16 protein-coding genes and 1 pseudogene are annotated in these 15,210 nt (G+C 46.5%); 15 read left to right on the forward strand and 2 right to left on the reverse strand.

The window, feature by feature from the left end:
- Positions 1-21: 21 nt before the first annotated feature.
- Positions 22-801: a hypothetical protein gene (locus A3GW_RS0108610; protein ID WP_018368882.1), complete on the reverse strand. Its 780-nt coding sequence runs from the start codon at positions 799-801 to the stop codon at positions 22-24.
- A gap of 274 nt (positions 802-1,075) precedes the next feature.
- Between A3GW_RS0108610 and A3GW_RS0108615 the strand changes: the two genes are divergently transcribed.
- From A3GW_RS0108615 to A3GW_RS0108685, 15 genes and pseudogenes are all read left to right on the forward strand, one after another.
- Positions 1,076-1,540, forward strand: a complete 465-nt coding sequence (locus A3GW_RS0108615) for a DUF3013 family protein (protein ID WP_018368883.1) — start codon at positions 1,076-1,078, stop codon at positions 1,538-1,540.
- Positions 1,537-1,988: pseudogene (locus tag A3GW_RS11055) on the forward strand (NUDIX hydrolase). The gene A3GW_RS0108615 and the pseudogene A3GW_RS11055 overlap by 4 nt, the downstream one beginning before the upstream one ends.
- Positions 1,989-2,036: 48 nt before the next feature.
- On the forward strand, positions 2,037-2,519 hold the full coding sequence (locus tag A3GW_RS0108625) for a GNAT family N-acetyltransferase (protein ID WP_018368885.1): 483 nt from the start codon (positions 2,037-2,039) through the stop codon (positions 2,517-2,519).
- Positions 2,504-3,208 (forward strand): hypothetical protein, encoded by a 705-nt coding sequence (locus A3GW_RS0108630; RefSeq protein ID WP_018368886.1) that lies wholly within the window; start codon positions 2,504-2,506, stop codon positions 3,206-3,208. Before A3GW_RS0108625 ends, A3GW_RS0108630 begins: the two co-directional genes overlap by 16 nt.
- Positions 3,168-4,121 (forward strand): 50S ribosomal protein L11 methyltransferase, encoded by a 954-nt coding sequence (prmA, locus tag A3GW_RS0108635; protein WP_018368887.1) that lies wholly within the window; start codon positions 3,168-3,170, stop codon positions 4,119-4,121. Before A3GW_RS0108630 ends, prmA begins: the two co-directional genes overlap by 41 nt.
- Positions 4,122-4,874, forward strand: coding sequence for a 16S rRNA (uracil(1498)-N(3))-methyltransferase (locus A3GW_RS0108640; RefSeq protein WP_018368888.1), 753 nt, complete (start codon positions 4,122-4,124; stop codon positions 4,872-4,874). It begins immediately after the preceding gene.
- The gene (locus A3GW_RS0108645; RefSeq protein WP_018368889.1) at positions 4,875-5,603 is read left to right on the forward strand and encodes a metallophosphoesterase family protein; all 729 of its coding nucleotides are present in this window, start codon (positions 4,875-4,877) and stop codon (positions 5,601-5,603) included.
- 257 nt (positions 5,604-5,860) lie between these two features.
- The gene (locus tag A3GW_RS0108650; RefSeq protein ID WP_026216674.1) at positions 5,861-6,172 is read left to right on the forward strand and encodes a PadR family transcriptional regulator; all 312 of its coding nucleotides are present in this window, start codon (positions 5,861-5,863) and stop codon (positions 6,170-6,172) included.
- A gap of 3 nt (positions 6,173-6,175) precedes the next feature.
- Positions 6,176-7,291 (forward strand): DUF4097 family beta strand repeat-containing protein, encoded by a 1,116-nt coding sequence (locus A3GW_RS0108655; RefSeq protein ID WP_018368891.1) that lies wholly within the window; start codon positions 6,176-6,178, stop codon positions 7,289-7,291.
- Between the two features lie 141 nt (positions 7,292-7,432).
- Positions 7,433-8,422, forward strand: coding sequence for a lipoate--protein ligase (locus A3GW_RS0108660; RefSeq protein WP_018368892.1), 990 nt, complete (start codon positions 7,433-7,435; stop codon positions 8,420-8,422).
- A 174-nt stretch (positions 8,423-8,596) separates the two neighbouring features.
- Entirely contained in the window at positions 8,597-9,349 is a 753-nt protein-coding gene (locus A3GW_RS0108665) for a CPBP family glutamic-type intramembrane protease (protein ID WP_018368893.1), read from the forward strand.
- Between the two features lie 337 nt (positions 9,350-9,686).
- Positions 9,687-10,592, forward strand: coding sequence for a polysaccharide deacetylase family protein (locus tag A3GW_RS0108670; protein ID WP_018368894.1), 906 nt, complete (start codon positions 9,687-9,689; stop codon positions 10,590-10,592).
- A gap of 132 nt (positions 10,593-10,724) precedes the next feature.
- Entirely contained in the window at positions 10,725-12,698 is a 1,974-nt protein-coding gene (mutL, locus tag A3GW_RS0108675) for a DNA mismatch repair endonuclease MutL (protein WP_018368895.1), read from the forward strand.
- 134 nt (positions 12,699-12,832) lie between these two features.
- On the forward strand, positions 12,833-13,213 hold the full coding sequence (locus tag A3GW_RS11285) for a helix-turn-helix domain-containing protein (RefSeq protein WP_018368896.1): 381 nt from the start codon (positions 12,833-12,835) through the stop codon (positions 13,211-13,213).
- Positions 13,214-13,216: 3 nt separating this feature from the next.
- Positions 13,217-13,873 (forward strand): CPBP family intramembrane glutamic endopeptidase, encoded by a 657-nt coding sequence (locus A3GW_RS0108685; RefSeq protein ID WP_018368897.1) that lies wholly within the window; start codon positions 13,217-13,219, stop codon positions 13,871-13,873.
- Positions 13,874-13,936: 63 nt separating this feature from the next.
- Here the strand turns inward: A3GW_RS0108685 and aao are convergent, their stop codons facing one another.
- On the reverse strand, positions 13,937-15,109 hold the full coding sequence (aao, locus tag A3GW_RS0108690) for an aminoacetone oxidase (RefSeq protein ID WP_018368898.1): 1,173 nt from the start codon (positions 15,107-15,109) through the stop codon (positions 13,937-13,939).
- Positions 15,110-15,210: the final 101 nt, after the last annotated feature.

A 15,210-nucleotide genomic window follows, 5' to 3' on the forward strand; every position in this document is an offset into this window, starting at 1 on the left:
AGAAGCAGTGCTTTTACTTGTTTAGTTGTACTGAATGGTCACGGTGTCTTCGGCGTCTTCCATCAGCTGTCGTGAGGTTTCCAACTCCTGCAGTTGTTGCAGCTCTTGCTCTGAGAAATAGCTGGTATTGAGATAGTGTAAGAAGGGCGATAGGGATAAGATGGCTTTGTCAAGTAGGAGATTATATCCCTCAACTGTAAAAGAAATGGCTGACCAATCGTCTGTCTCAAACTGTGCCAATAAGTCAGTACGTGCGGCTTTGGCTTGTGGTTCTTCGGATTTGTAGAGCAGGTTGTCCAACTGCTGTCTGAACCCAGCTTTGTCCTTGATGAGGTCGTTGAGGGTAAAGGGTGATCCATCTGATTTAGCGTAGAACTGCTTGACGGTTTGTTCGTCTGAAAGCTGAACGTCTAGTCCTTTGGTGCGATAGGTGCGTTGCATCAAATCATAGGCAAGGACGTTTTCCAGCTTTGACTTGCTTGTTTGAGGGTAGATGACCAGCCATTCTTGGTTTATCAGAGACTGCCTTTGTGGTTTGATGTTGTCGATATAGGAATCGACCTGCTGGCGAATGCTGCTTGTCTCATCAGACTGACTGAAAAAGATAAGCTCACTCTCAAAAGCCTGGGTTGCCCGCTGCCCAATGGCATTGATGGTTGGAATATCTGTGATAATTGCCATGTTTAGCTCTTTAAACTCCTTGTTAAAGCGCTGCTGTTGCCAGTGACGTCCTCCAAAAAGTGCAAGCCCAGACAGGGCAAGAACGATCAGTAGAACAATGATAAAACGGTATTTTTTCATTCTGTGCACCTCCTTTCACTATTCATTATAGCATATCCAAGTTTTTTTGCAAACGCTATCTTTTTGCTGTATTGCTGAACAATTAGCGGGTGCTAGAGAGCTCAATAAATGGTATAATAGAGAGGATAGGAGGAGTAGGTAGGCCTTATTCGCTACGCGGTTGTATCATTGCGGTCAATGCCCTCCATCTGTCAGCTGAAAGACGAATGTGCTAGCTTAATTACCAGTACAAGAAGAATGTAACCCCATTTTTAACCGAAAAAGGAGCACCATCATGAGCAAATACGGATTTTTGAGCATTTTAGAGGAAGAGTTGGACAAGCACTTTTCCTACGATTTTGCCATCGACTGGGACAAGAAAAATCATGCAGTCGAGGTCAGCTTTGTCCTTGAAGCGGGACTGCCCGAGGGTGTCTCTTTGGAAGATAGCGGAGCAGATGATGAGGGCGTGGCTCTGGAAGAGTTTGTCCTCTTCTACCACCCAGACAAGTCCAGTTTTGACCCAGAAGACTACCTGGTCGCTCTGCCTTTTGACCCGAAAAAAGGCCTGTCACGAGAGTTTTTGAGCTACTTTGCCCAGTTCCTGCAAGCCACCGCCGACCAAGGGATGGACGACCTACTGGACTTCCTTGCCGATGACATAGCTGATGAGTTTGCCATGGCGTGGAATACAGAAGCCTTTGAACAAGGCAGAGCTGAATTCGAAGAGACAGAGTGGTATGGGTATCCGAGGTATTGAGAATAAATTTGTTGCACCAACAGTTTGAGTTTTCAGGCTGTAAAATAGCCTTGATTTATGACAATCACCTATTGACTATTTTAAGAGATAACAAGCTGGAGATTCCTTTTCCAAATATGTGGGAAATTCCTGGAGGTGGACGTGAGGGAGATGCCCCCCTTTTGATTGCGTATCACGTGAACTCTATGAATAACTAGTCATATTCATTACGGCTGAGCAAATCATCTGGAGTAAATGCTATCCGGGTATACTAAATCCTAGTAAGACAAGTATTTTTGTGGTCGGACATCTTCTTAAAAAGCAAGTTGACCAAATCGTGCTTGACGATGAAGGGGAAGGTTACCAATTCATGCCGATCAACCAGTTTTTAACAGACAAAATCGTTATTCAGCCATTTCAGGATCGATTTAGAGATTACTTAGATAATCATATTGAAAATAGCCAATAACTTCAAGCACGAGTTTAATGTTTAATATACGAAAGTGAGGATTTGAGCATGATCCATTTAAAACAAGCGGTATTTTCAGATTTGGATTGTATTGAAGCTATTCAACGATCCAGTTTTGAAGGATTATATACGAAGTATAGAGACAAAGATAATCCCTACTTAGAAAGTCGGGAGGCAATTGAGGAAAAATTTTCTCGTCCGACTAGCCACTATTATCTTATGGAAGCAAATGATAAGATTGTTGGTTTCTTGCGTGTGCAGATGAATATGGAGGAGACGGAAGGGTGGCTAGGGATTGTAGCAGTTTTACCCGAAGAGCAACAAAAAGGCTATGCTTACCAAGCCATCAACTTGTTAGATGCTACCTTTCCAAAGGTGAATAAGTGGGATTTGCGCACCATTCTCCAAGAAAAACATTTGGTCAGCCTTTATGAAAAATGTGGCTATCGTCAAACGCAACATATCGAAAACTTGCAAGACGGAATGGATTTGGTAGCTATGATAAAGGAAATATCATGCATAACATCTTAACAGATTACAAGACTATCTTAGCCACCTATCCAAATCCTAAACAATTGACCAAGTTAGATAGAAAAAAGCGACACCAACTGTTTCAGGAGTGGTTACAGAAGTCATATGAGAACTTACCAACTTTAGATGAAATCATCAGATTTGGAGATATCTATAAGCCATTATTACAAGCGACATTCTTTGAAAAGCTGTCCCCGGTTTTTTTAGCAGATATCAATACAGGTCATCTGACAGCCATCAAATGGTTACTTGGTGATGGGACAGTTTGTGCCTACAATGAACCATGGGCTTCTGCTTTTCAAGGCTTAAACCGATATACTATCGCTAAGCAAGTTTTAGCAAAGGAACCTGACTATCGTCCTGCTTTACTGTATCTGTATCATCTGATGAAACGACAGATTACTTTTGACCTGCATGAAGTGCCTTGGGGTGTTTTGGTGGAGAAGGGGACTTTGAAGGAGAATTTAGCCTATGTTGACCGCTTTGAGCAACTTAGTCAAAAGTTAGGCTTCTTTGAACAAGATGAGGCTATAGCTGATGAAGCTAGATACCATTACCGTGCATGGGAAAGCTATTTATCTGAGTTGGACAGCTATGAGCATTTTGCACATTATTTGCACAAGATAAAAAATAGAAAAGGACAAAACAATGACCACATGGAACGAAATAACGCTCACGGTAGACCGTGAGGCGCAGGAGGCTGTCAGCAATCTTTTGGTGGAGCTGGGCAGTCAGGGCGTGATGATTGAAGACAGCAGGGACTATCTGGACAAGGAAGACCTCTTTGGCGAAATCATCCCAGAGGTGGCACAGGATGACCGTGTGACCATCACAGGCTACTATCCTGACACGCAGGACTTAGCTGCCATTAAGACCAGCATCCAGGCAGGGTTAGCAGAGATGGTGGCGGCTGGGCTTGAGCTCGGCGAAACAACTCTTGCTAGTAGCGAACTCACCGAGGAAGACTGGGCGGACAACTGGAAAAAATACTACGAGCCGACCCGTATTACCCACGATTTGACCATTGTACCCAGCTGGACAGACTATGAGCCGACCGCTGGGGAGAAGGTTATCCGTCTCGACCCTGGTATGGCCTTTGGGACAGGGACCCATCCGACCACCAAGATGAGCCTCTTTGCTCTGTCGCAGGTCTTGCGCGGAGGTGAGACTGTCCTTGATGTCGGCACAGGCTCAGGGGTGCTCTCTATCGCTAGCTCTCTCTTGGGGGCTAAGGAAATTTTCGCATACGACTTGGACGAGGTGGCGGTGCGCGTAGCAGAGGAAAATATCCAGCTCAACGCGACCACGACCAACATTACCGTCAGCACGGGCGACCTGCTCCGAGGGGTGACGCAGGAGGCTGATGTCATCGTAGCCAATATTTTGGCGGACATCCTGATCCATCTGACCGCCGATGCCTATCGTCTGGTCAAGGATGAGGGCTACTTAATCATGAGTGGTATCATCGCGGACAAGTGGGAGATGGTGCGTGACAGTGCGGAGAGCGCAGGCTTTTTCCTTGAAACCCAGCTCATTCAAGGCGAGTGGAACGCCTGCATTTTCAAAAAAACCGCCGATCGCTCAGGCGTAGTAGGAGGCTAGATGCAGCAGTATTTTGTACATGGCAGAGCGCCGCAGGAGGGGCTGGTGACCATCACGGATAAGGAGACCGCCAAGCACATGTTTTCCGTCATGCGCTTGCAGCCAAACGATGAGGTGGTGCTGGTGTTTGACGATGCCATCAAACGTCGTGCCAAGGTCATCAGCAAAGAGGATCAGACCTTTGAGCTGGTCGAAGACTTGGCAGATATGGTCGAACTTCCAGTCTCTGTCACCATTGCGGTCGGTTTTCCCAAGGGAGATAAGCTGGAGTTTCTGGCTCAGAAGGTCACCGAGCTAGGTGCTAGCCAGCTTCAAGCCTTTCCTGCCGACTGGTCTGTCGTCAAATGGGACAGCAAAAAACTTGCCAAAAAAGCTGAGAAACTGGAAAAGATTGCCCTCGGAGCTGCTGAGCAGTCCAAACGCAATCGTATCCCAGCAGTCCAACTCTTTGAGACCAAGACCGCCTTTCTCCAGCAATTTACAGACTTTGACCATGTCCTCATCGCCTACGAAGAAGCCGCCAAGCAGGGCGAGACCAGCCAGCTTGTCCAAGCCCTAAGCAAGATGCAGTCAGGTGATAAAATCCTTTTTGTTTTCGGACCAGAGGGTGGGATTTCCCCAGCCGAAATCGACCAGCTGACCGCTCTAGGCGCAAAAACGGTTGGTCTTGGTCCTCGTATCCTCCGAGCCGAAACCGCCCCACTCTATGCTTTGTCAGTAGTGAGTTATGCCGTGGAGTTGAAAGGAAGTTAGATGTCAAACCAACTGTTCGCCATTGGCGATGTACATGGAAAATATCATTTATTGCAAGACTTGTTGCAAAAATGGGACAAAACGACCCAGCAGCTGGTCTTTATAGGAGACCTCATCGACCGAGGAGAAGACAGCAAGTCCTGTCTGGAGTTGGTTTGTCGGCTGGTGCGTGAGGAGGGAGCAGTCTGTCTCATGGGGAATCATGAGTGGATGTTTCTACGTTACCTAGATGACCCGACAGAGCGGTATGACCACTACCAGCGTAATGGCGGAGATACGACCATCAATTCGCTCTTGGGACGACCGCTGGATGCGCAGGTCGATCCTGTGTCGGATGCGGTAGCGATCGTAGGGCAGTATGCCGAGATGGTGGACCAGATTCGGCAGTTTCCCTATCTGTATGAGACGCAGGAGTATTTCTTCGTGCATGCAGGGTTGGATTTGAGCTTGCCGGATGTGCGTGAGACAGCCGACTATGACAAGGTGTGGCTGCGCCAACCTTTTCATGAGGGGCAAAACCAGACAGGGAAGCGGATTGTCTTTGGGCATACACCGACCAAATACCTTTTTGATCGTCAGGACTACCTTGACCAAATCTGGACAACAGAAGATGGCAAGATTGGCATTGACGGTGGCGCCGTATATGGCGGTGTCCTCCATGGTGTTGTCTTGGATAAGGAAGGCATCCGTAGGGTTTATTCAGCAGGGGAATCTATTCGTGTTGATTGAACTTTCTGCCGTTAATGTGCTGAAGGGGAAAAGAGTTGTCATATTGATAAAGATAATAAGGATCACGTCTCCGCCACACTGTTGTGGGAGTGGGGACGTGGTCTTTTTTGATTTCCCAAATCAGTTTACTCACAACTAATAGTTCATGTGCAGAAAAGTTAAATTTTTGCTTGACAAGTCCACGCAATCAGTTTATAATCAGAATATACTTAAAAAAAGAATATATAATTTTTAAAAACATGGAGGTCGAAATGGTCTTGCATTTTCCGATTCCTTCGCCACTTATCGAGTTTTTAGTGCTCGGCATTGTCGCCAAGGAACCCTCGTATGGTTATGAAATTAACCAGCGACTCAAGCAACTGACGCCTATCAAGGAGTCTACTCTCTACCCCATTTTGAAGAAAATGGAACTCAATGCCTATCTGGAGACCTACACGGAGTCCCATCAAGGTCGGCAACGAAAATACTATCGACGCACACCGACAGGTGTGGAACGCTTTGCTTTTTTGGAAGCAGAATGGGAACGGTACAGTCACAGTATCGAAGCAATGGCTAAAGGAAGGAGTTAGGTGATGACAAAAGAGATGTTTTTAGCCCAATTAGCAACTGAACTAAGCAGTTTGAGTGAGGCGCAACGCCAGGAAATTCTAGGTTATTTTGAGGAATATTTATCTGATTTAGCTGATAACAAGGAAGCCTTAGCTGAGTTAGGAGAACCCAGTTTGGTGGCACAAGAGCTATTGGCTGGTCTAAAAGAGCAGGAGATTCTTTTTCAAGTGCCGCAAGAAATGTCCTCATCTTCTGGTGTGCCAGCTGTTGACAGGATTTCATTATCTCTGCTGGACTTGGATATCAAACTCATGACGGATGCGGTGGAACAGATCACGCTCAAAATTCCTGAATCATTAAGGTCAGTTATTGAAGTCACGGAAGAAGCCCAGCATGTTTCACTGAGACAGACTGAACCATTGCAAGAACGCTTCAGATTTCATGGGTCGTTCGGTCACCATTTCTTTTCCAATGAGGAAATCAGGCTGATTTTGCCAGCTGCTAACTATCAAGACATCCAGTTAAACAGCCAATTAGGGGACATTCGAGTGGAACAGATTTCTTCTGAATACTTGTCTGTGACGGCGCAAAACGGTGATGTCCTGCTTAAGTCTTGCCAGTTAGGAGAGGCTAGTCTGTCCATAAAAAATGGCGATTTGGACCTTTCTCAAACGAGTGGCAACCAGTTGGATGTGCTGTTGCAAAACGGTGATTTGGCAATAGATACTGGGCAATTTGACCAGATTAGCGTTGAAGCTAAAAATGGTGATGTGTCTCTGAAAACGAGTCAACTCAAAAATGTCCTAGCTACTCTAACCAATGGCGATTTAGCCTGTGAGACGGTAAGGCTTGAACGCCTGATTGCCAAAGGGCAACGTGGGGATTTTGAGCTACATCAGGTTGATTTTTCAAAAGAAATCGTTGTAGAAACTCAGGCAGGGGATGTTGAGATGACATTGACCACCAATGACAAAGACGACATTTATCTGGATGTTGAGACGGCTTTTGGTGAGTATAAGGTGGATACGCTTGAGGGTCGTGTGACAGGTAGTAACGGACGCCTAGAGTTAGGAGATTCAGCAGCTCTACGTCAGATTAGGGCAAAGAGTATGTTTGGTGATGTTGAGATTCGTCGCTAGAGACGGTGATAGGGTTGGTCAGTAATCGGAGTATTATTAACATACCGACATTGTTAAAAGGGATAGCCTTTTGATGGTCAGCTCTCTTAAAATCTGTTATAATGAAAGTGTTATCCATTATTTTCTAACAAGGAGAATGCCATGAAATACATCGTCAATACGTCCAATGACCCTGCCTACAACATCGCTCTGGAGAGCTATGCCTTCCGCGAGCTGGTCAATGAGGATGAGATTTTTATCCTGTGGATCAATGAACCAGCCATCATCATCGGCAAGCACCAAAACGCTATTCAAGAAATCAACAAGGAATACACCGACAAACATGGCATCCATGTGGTGCGTCGTCTGTCAGGTGGTGGGGCGGTTTACCATGACCTCAACAACCTCAACTACACCATCATTTCAAATAAGGCAGATGAGGGGGCTTTTGACTTCAAAACCTTCTCCAAGCCTGTGATTGACACGTTGGCCAATCTCGGTGTGGAAGCCAACTTCACAGGGCGTAACGACATCGAAATCGATGGCAAAAAAATCTGTGGAAACGCTCAAGCCTACTACAAAGGTCGCATGATGCACCACGGCTGTCTGCTGTTTGATGTGGACATGACCGTCCTTGGCGATGCGCTCAAGGTATCGAAGGATAAAATTGAGTCAAAAGGTGTTAAGTCGGTCCGTGCCCGCGTGACCAACATCAACAATGAATTGCCAGAAAAGATTACGGTACAAGAGTTCAGCGATGCCATTCTCGCTCAAATGAAAAAAGAATACCCAGACATGACCGAGTATGTCTTTTCAGATGAGGAACTGGCTAAGATTCAGGACATTCGTGACACCAAGTTTGCGACTTGGGAATGGAACTTTGGCGAAACGCCAGATTATACAGTCGAGCGCAACGTCCGCTATGACGCTGGGAAAATCACCAGCTACATCAAGACAGAGAAGTCCGTTATCGAGTCTATCAAGATTTACGGGGATTTCTTTGGGATTGGTGATGTCAGCGATATCGAAGAGTTGCTGGTTGGCACTCGCTATGAGTATGCGGATGTCTTGGCCAAACTCCAAACCATCGACACGAGCCACTACTTCTCCCGCATGACGACAGAAGAAGTAGCCAAAGCTATCGTTGCCTAAATTCTTTCACCAACCTCTGCTGTCAGTCGTGCAGCAGAGGTTTTGACTATTCTCCTTACACCTTATTTTAGGAAATTTTTAGGGAAAAAGATTAGACTGATGATGTTATACGGTGTTTTCAATTGATTTCTATTGTTGACACTAAATTAAATGCAACAGAAAGGAAGGTTTGACATGACCTTTACCACACTGAGACCAAGAGAGCCACTGAAGTATCTAAAGTGGTGGGATGTGGTTGTTTTGAGCCTTATCATGTTTGGCCGTTTTATTCAGGACTCCATGATGACTTATATCAATTTAGACAACACAGCGACGGCGGAATTGCCAGAGTTTACCAGTGCAGTCAACTGGGCTGCTTTTTGGGGGCAGGTGCCTCTGCTATTGTCAGCATTTTTGTACCTCTGGTGGCGCAGATTTGATTTTTCAAGTTGGCCTATTAAAATCAACTTAAAATCCATTCTTTGGGGGATTTTACTCTTTATCGGCGTTGCTATCATTTTTGACCTTTATTTTATGGTGGCCTACAGTATTTTTCCACCTGAAGAGGCGCTGTCACAGACCAGTGAGGCCGTTCAGTATAGTGCCTCAACCATGCACCCATTCATTGAAAAACTTCAGTCGATTGACTTATCTTTAGTGATTTATTCCTTGTTAAATGGTTTTTACGAAGAGATTTTCTTTTTGGGGATGTGTTTGAGCGTGGAACCCCAGCACCGTAAACCAATTTTCTTTTATTCCCTGATTGTTCGCTATGCCTTTCATACCTACCAGGGCAATATTTCCGCCTTGGCAATTGGTTTCATGCTTGGAACGATTTACTATTTGCTCTACACTCGGATGAAAGAGAAAAATCTTTTCCCATTTTTCTGGGCTCATGCCATCAGTGACATGTTAGGCGTAGGGCTGTTGAGTTATTTCTTATTTTAGCTTTTGATGCTATTATTAGGTTGTTTAAGTTTTCTTTAAGTTTCTGTGGGTATAATTATTTCATTCCTAAAACTTTTTCATAAATCTCCGCAAATGACCTGCTAGTTCTCTAGTGGGTTGTTTGTTTTGTTGAACAAGTGTAGAAGTTTTCTGTAATAATCCTCGTCTCCCCTCGCTTTTCTGGTTTCCGAAGCGAGGGCGTCCAGGACCTCTCCCCAGGTCCTGTCCCTCCTAAAATTTTTTCATAAATCTCCGCAAACAACCTACTAGTTCTCTAGTGGGTTGTTTGTTTTATCTAGGGAGTGTATGCTATAATAAATAGAAAAAGGAGTGTATCATGCAACGTCGTTCACGGAAGTCGTCCTCTCAATCTGGCTTGATTGCTAGTTTATGTCTAGCTATAGCTGCCTTACTACTTGTTTTAGGCTTTTTAGGCAAACAAGTCTTTTTTGAACAAGCTGAACCACAAACGATAGCTCAGCAGCCATCTGTTAGTCAAACAGGGGAAGCAACGTCAACCAGTCGTCAAGAGGTATCGTCAACCTGGATCAAGCAACAGGAGCCTGTCAAAATTCCTATCCTCATGTACCATGCCATTCACGATATGGCACCAGAGGAAGCGCCAAATGCCAATTTGATTGTAGCACCTGACGTGTTTGAGAGCCACGTTAAGGCGCTGAAGGAAGCTGGTTATCACTTTTTGACACCTGCTGAGGCCTACCGTGCCCTAACCGAGAATGCTCTGCCGGCGAATAAAGTGGTTTGGCTGACCTTTGATGATAGCCTCTGGGACTTTCATGACGTAGCCTATCCCATTTTGCAAAAATACGGCGCCACGGCGACCAACAACGTCATCACAGGGCTAACGCAAGAACAGCAGGCTGGACACCTTACCGAAGCGCAGCTCTTGGAGATGCAAGCAGCAGGCATGACCTTTGAGGGGCACACGGTGACGCACCCAGATCTTAGTGCTACAGGGGTTGATGGGCAAATAGCAGAGCTGACCGACAGTAAAACCTATCTCGATCAGCTGCTTCATCAGGAAACCACGACCATTGTCTACCCAGCAGGGCGATACAACGAAGACACGCTAGCAGTAGCTAGTCAGGCAGGCTATAAACTCGGTCTAACCACAAATGAAGGTCTAGCCAGTCTGTCTAACGGCTTATTAACCCTCAACCGAGTGCGGATATTGCCGACCACCACAGCTGATGCTCTCTTGTCCTACATCAGCACCGAGTAACAGCACAACACAAACCGTTTGACCTGTCAGAGCAGGCAGTGTCTCATCAGGACATCAGCGATGCTGGTGTCTTTTTGTGATGGGCACAGTTTGTGCTATAATGAAATTAAGAACAGACAAAGAGAGAAGTTTATGTCAAAAATTATTGAATTACCAGAAGTCCTAGCCAACCAAATTGCTGCAGGTGAGGTGGTTGAGCGCCCAGCTAGTGTGGTTAAAGAGCTGGTTGAAAATGCTATTGATGCAGGCAGTCGTCAAATTACTATCACCATTGAAGAGGGCGGGCTCAAGCTGATCCAGGTAACTGACAACGGAGAAGGCATGGTGCCAGAAGATGTGCCTTTGAGTTTACGTCGACATGCCACCAGTAAAATCAAAAACCAAGGCGACCTCTTTCGTATCCGAACACTAGGGTTTCGGGGTGAAGCCATGCCTTCGATTGCCTCAGTCAGTCTGATGACCATCGAAACCCAGTCCGCAGAGGCAGAGCACGGTCTTAAACTGGTGGCCAATGGTGGTGTTATTGAGCAACAAGAGATTATTTCTCGTCCTGTCGGCACGCAAATCACGGTGGAAAATCTCTTTTTCAACACCCCTGCTAGGCTCAAATACCTGAAAAGTCTACAGGCTGAGACCTCAAGTGTCATCGATGTGATTAATCGCCTCAGTCTAGGACACCCAGAGGTGGCCTTTACCCTAATCAGTGATGGGCGTGAGCTGACCAAGACTGCTGGGACAGGCGACCTACGCCAAGCCATCGCTGGCATCTACGGTCTGGGAACAGCGCGCAAGATGATTGAGATTTCAGCCAGTGACCTGGATTTTGAAGTGTCGGGCTATGTCAGTTTGCCTGAGTTAACGCGTGCCAATCGCAACTACATCACCTTGCTGATCAATGGGCGCTATATCAAGAACTTTTTGCTCAGTCGTGCAATTTTAGATGGCTACGGGAGCAAGCTGATGGTGGGACGGTTTCCGATTGCAGTGATTGACATTCAGATTGATCCTTATTTGGCGGATGTCAACGTCCATCCGACCAAGCAGGAGGTGCGGATTTCTAAGGAAAAAGAGCTGATGGCACTGATTAAGCAAGCTATCGTAGCTAGTCTGAAAGAGCAAACCTTGATTCCAGATGCCTTGGAAAATCTAGCTAAATCCAGTGTTAAACGAGCTGAAAAGCCTGTTCAAACCAGTCTCAGTCTCAAGCAGACCAACCTCTACTATGACACAGAAAAGCAGGACTTTTTCCTCAAAGATCAGCCCCAATCAGTGGTGGTTGAGGAGCAGGTTGACAATCTTGTCAAGATGGTTGACAGCCCTGGTCCGACGGTTAGCTCTGCTATTTCCTCAGAAATTGAGCAAAGACCAGCCAGCGTCCAGTTTGCCCAGAGGGAGGCAGTTAATCTAGAGGACGGGGAACATGGCTGGCAGGCGGATCGCAAGAAACTGTCGCGCTTGGTGGCGAACTTGGAGCAGGAGGAACGGTCGAGCTTTCCAGAATTAGAGTATTTCGGGCAAATGCACGGGACCTACCTCTTTGCACAAGGGCAAGGCGGGCTCTACATCATCGACCAGCACGCCGCTCAGGAGCGGGTCAAGTACGAGTATTACCGGGATAAGATTGGCGAGGTTGACAGCTCGCTCCAGCAGCTCTTAGTGCCCTACCTCTTTGAGTTTTCAGCCAGTGACTTTTTGACCTTGCAGGCAAAGGCAGAGCTACTAAAAGAAGTGGGCATCAACCTTGATCCTTACGGACAGAACACCCTTATCCTACGTGAGCACCCTATCTGGATGAAGGAAGAGGAAATCGAAAGCGGCGTTTACGAGATGTGTGACATGTTGCTGTTGACCGATCAGGTCTCCATCAAGCAGTACCGAGCAGAATTGGCCATCATGATGTCCTGCAAACGCAGCATCAAGGCCAATCACAAGCTAGACGACTACTCCGCAAGGGACTTGCTGGTACAGCTCGCCCAATGTGACAATCCTTACAACTGCCCTCACGGTCGTCCTGTCCTTGTTAACTTTAGCAAGTCAGACATGGAAAAAATGTTCCGCCGCATTCAGGAAAATCATACTAGCTTGCGTGAGTTAGGGAAATATTAGGTTGACAGACTTGTCAACTTGAAGGTGCTAGCAACAGCATGTTCAAGACCTTTTACGCAGCAAATAGGCTCATGTCAACAGATTTTGACTAGGCATGGCGCGCTTAATCTGTTACCTTTAGGGAGGATAAATCAATGACTATCGGGGAGCGTTTGAAGTCTCTGCGACAAGAAAAGGGCTATACCCAAGACCAATTAGCCCAACTGTTGTTGCTGTCTCGTCAGACCATCATCAATTGGGAAAAAAATCGGACAGTGCCAGATAGTGATAATTTGGCTCGCTTGTCAGCATTTTATGGCATTTCGGTAGATGAGCTGCTAGGTCTGGCTAAGGACGCGTTGCCGTTACATCAGCCAACTCGTCGGCATCTCTGGCGATACCTGACGCTCTTATCAATTCTCTTGTTGGGGAGTTTGGTTGCTATCAAGGGCATGCCACTCTTTTCTCTAACACTGTTCGGGCTTCTACTCTTTTACGTTTGGTCGGAGATTTATCACGCTAAACAAAAGAGGTGACCTATGTCTCATAACCGTTCTCTCGTTCCTATTGGCTACCTGTTGCTCTATCTTTTTCTCGTCAAGGGAAAATTTCTGAGCGCCATTTTTCCGCATGGTGTCCATATCTTCGTGTCTTATGGCGTCTTAGCGTTCCTTGCAGCTTATCTCTTTCGGCAAGAGTTAAGGCAGTCTTTCCAAAAAGTGACCTCCTTGGGCTGGAAAATCCTGTGGTGGCTGCTAGGTGCTTATGTTGCTATGGTTTTATTGGGTACGCTTGGCGGGTTGCTGAGTGACACCTTGCTGAGCCTATTTGGCTTAAGTGGCTATCAGTTGCAAAATGATACAGCAATAACGCAGGTTCTGGCTCGGTTTCCAAAAGTTTTGATTTTATTAGTGTTAGGGGTATTGGGTCCCTTTGTCGAAGAAGTGGTTTACCGTCATATTATTTTTGGGTGGTGTCAGAACGTCATGCCTTATGCTCTATCGCTAAGTGTTCAGGCCTTGTTATTCGGAATGATTCACATGCATCAGCTGAGTTGGGCAGAGCTGTTCAGTGTTCTTCCTCACGTCATGAGTGGTCTGGTTTTGGGTTATCTCTATAACAAGGGACAAGGGCTCTGGCTACCTTGGTGGCTGCACAGTTTTGAAAATCTATCTGCCTTTCTGGGAAGTTTTTAAGTCATAAGCCGTGCGGAAAAAGAATGGAAAGTAAAAAGCGTCAGTCGACGCTTTTTGTTCAGCCTAAAAATGCAAGCTGCCAGCCACCCAGCCACCGCAGAGGGCTGCAGTGATGTTAAAGCCGCCCGTGTGGGCGTTGATATCCAGCACCTCGCCGACAAAATGAAGCCCAGGCACCTGTTTGCTCTCTAGGGTTTTGGGGTTAATTTCTTGTAAGTCAACGCCGCCCTTGGTCACAAAGGACTTGGCTAGGCTCATCTTGCCTGTGACAGGGATAGGCAGGTGTTTGAGACGATTGAGCAGTTCCTCACGCTCTTTGTGCGTTAACTGTTTGACCTTTTCAGGAAATGGCTGAGCGATAAAGTCCGCCATCCGTTCTGGCAGGAGGGATTTCAGGGCATTTTTCAAGGATTTTTCACGCTCGCGCTCCAGGTAAACCTCAAGCTCAGCTCGGCTATGGTCAGGTAAAACATCCAAATAAATGGTCTCACCACCCTTAACAAAGGAGGATAGGCGCAGGGCAGCAGGTCCAGACAGTCCAAAATGAGTAAAGAGCAAATCGTGGGTGATGACGTGTTTGCCGTAGGATAAGGTCACTTCGTCCAAGGAGATACCTTGCAAGGCCTTGTGGGGAAAGTCTGTGAGTAAGGGGCTTTCAGCCGCCTCGAGCGCTGTGACTGCTAGCTTGAAGTGCCTAGCGATGTCATGACCAAAGCCTGTCGAGCCTGTTGAAGGATAGGATTTGCCCCCTGTCGCGACGATAAGGCGGTCACAGGTCAGTTGCTCATCTGCTGATTTGACCTGAAAGGTGCCATCACTTTTTTTCACCGAGACGACCTCAAACTGGGTTCGCACCTGTCCGCCCAGCTCTGCGATTTTTCCAACCAAGCAATCAATGATGGTCTTGGATTTGTCCGTGACGGGGAACATGCGACCATGGTCTTCCTCCTTGAGCTTGACCCCATTGTCTTCAAAAAAGCGAATCAAATCATGGTTGTCAAACTGGGAGAAGACACTGTACAAGAAGCGTCCGTTGCCAGGTATACCTGCGATGAGGTCTTCTAAGGTTCCGTTGTTGGTCACGTTGCACCGACCGCCACCTGTGCCAGAGAGTTTCTTGCCAAGTTTTCTGTTTTTATCAACCAATAGGGTCTTCTGTCCGTAGTAGCTGGAGGCTATGGCAGCCATCATGCCAGCAGGTCCTCCGCCGATAACGATTGTGTCATAATGTGTCATAGGTTTATTGTACCATAGTGCAGACAGAAAGTTGCTTATTTTATCTTAACCATAAGGGTTACCACTTTGATTGACGACAGCAGTGATGGTTTGACTGCTGC

Origin of the sequence: Streptococcus entericus DSM 14446 (assembly GCF_000380025.1) — a bacterium.
GTDB lineage: Bacteria > Bacillota > Bacilli > Lactobacillales > Streptococcaceae > Streptococcus > Streptococcus entericus.

Bases quoted from the DNA above. Each gene is read 5' to 3' on its own strand.
- A3GW_RS0108610 (WP_018368882.1), bottom strand. From the start codon at position 801: ATGAAAAAATACCGTTTTATCATTGTTCTACTGATCGTTCTTGCCCTG.
- A3GW_RS0108630 (WP_018368886.1), top strand. From the start codon at position 2,504: ATGCATAACATCTTAACAGATTACAAGACTATCTTAGCCACCTATCCA.
- A3GW_RS0108685 (WP_018368897.1), top strand. From the start codon at position 13,217: ATGTCTCATAACCGTTCTCTCGTTCCTATTGGCTACCTGTTGCTCTAT.
- aao (WP_018368898.1), bottom strand. From the start codon at position 15,109: ATGACACATTATGACACAATCGTTATCGGCGGAGGACCTGCTGGCATG.
- A3GW_RS0108645 (WP_018368889.1), top strand. From the start codon at position 4,875: ATGTCAAACCAACTGTTCGCCATTGGCGATGTACATGGAAAATATCAT.
- mutL (WP_018368895.1), top strand. From the start codon at position 10,725: ATGTCAAAAATTATTGAATTACCAGAAGTCCTAGCCAACCAAATTGCT.
- A3GW_RS0108625 (WP_018368885.1), top strand. From the start codon at position 2,037: ATGATCCATTTAAAACAAGCGGTATTTTCAGATTTGGATTGTATTGAA.
- A3GW_RS0108640 (WP_018368888.1), top strand. From the start codon at position 4,122: ATGCAGCAGTATTTTGTACATGGCAGAGCGCCGCAGGAGGGGCTGGTG.
- A3GW_RS0108665 (WP_018368893.1), top strand. From the start codon at position 8,597: ATGACCTTTACCACACTGAGACCAAGAGAGCCACTGAAGTATCTAAAG.
- A3GW_RS0108660 (WP_018368892.1), top strand. From the start codon at position 7,433: ATGAAATACATCGTCAATACGTCCAATGACCCTGCCTACAACATCGCT.
- A3GW_RS0108670 (WP_018368894.1), top strand. From the start codon at position 9,687: ATGCAACGTCGTTCACGGAAGTCGTCCTCTCAATCTGGCTTGATTGCT.
- A3GW_RS0108615 (WP_018368883.1), top strand. From the start codon at position 1,076: ATGAGCAAATACGGATTTTTGAGCATTTTAGAGGAAGAGTTGGACAAG.
- prmA (WP_018368887.1), top strand. From the start codon at position 3,168: ATGACCACATGGAACGAAATAACGCTCACGGTAGACCGTGAGGCGCAG.
- A3GW_RS11285 (WP_018368896.1), top strand. From the start codon at position 12,833: ATGACTATCGGGGAGCGTTTGAAGTCTCTGCGACAAGAAAAGGGCTAT.
- A3GW_RS0108655 (WP_018368891.1), top strand. From the start codon at position 6,176: ATGACAAAAGAGATGTTTTTAGCCCAATTAGCAACTGAACTAAGCAGT.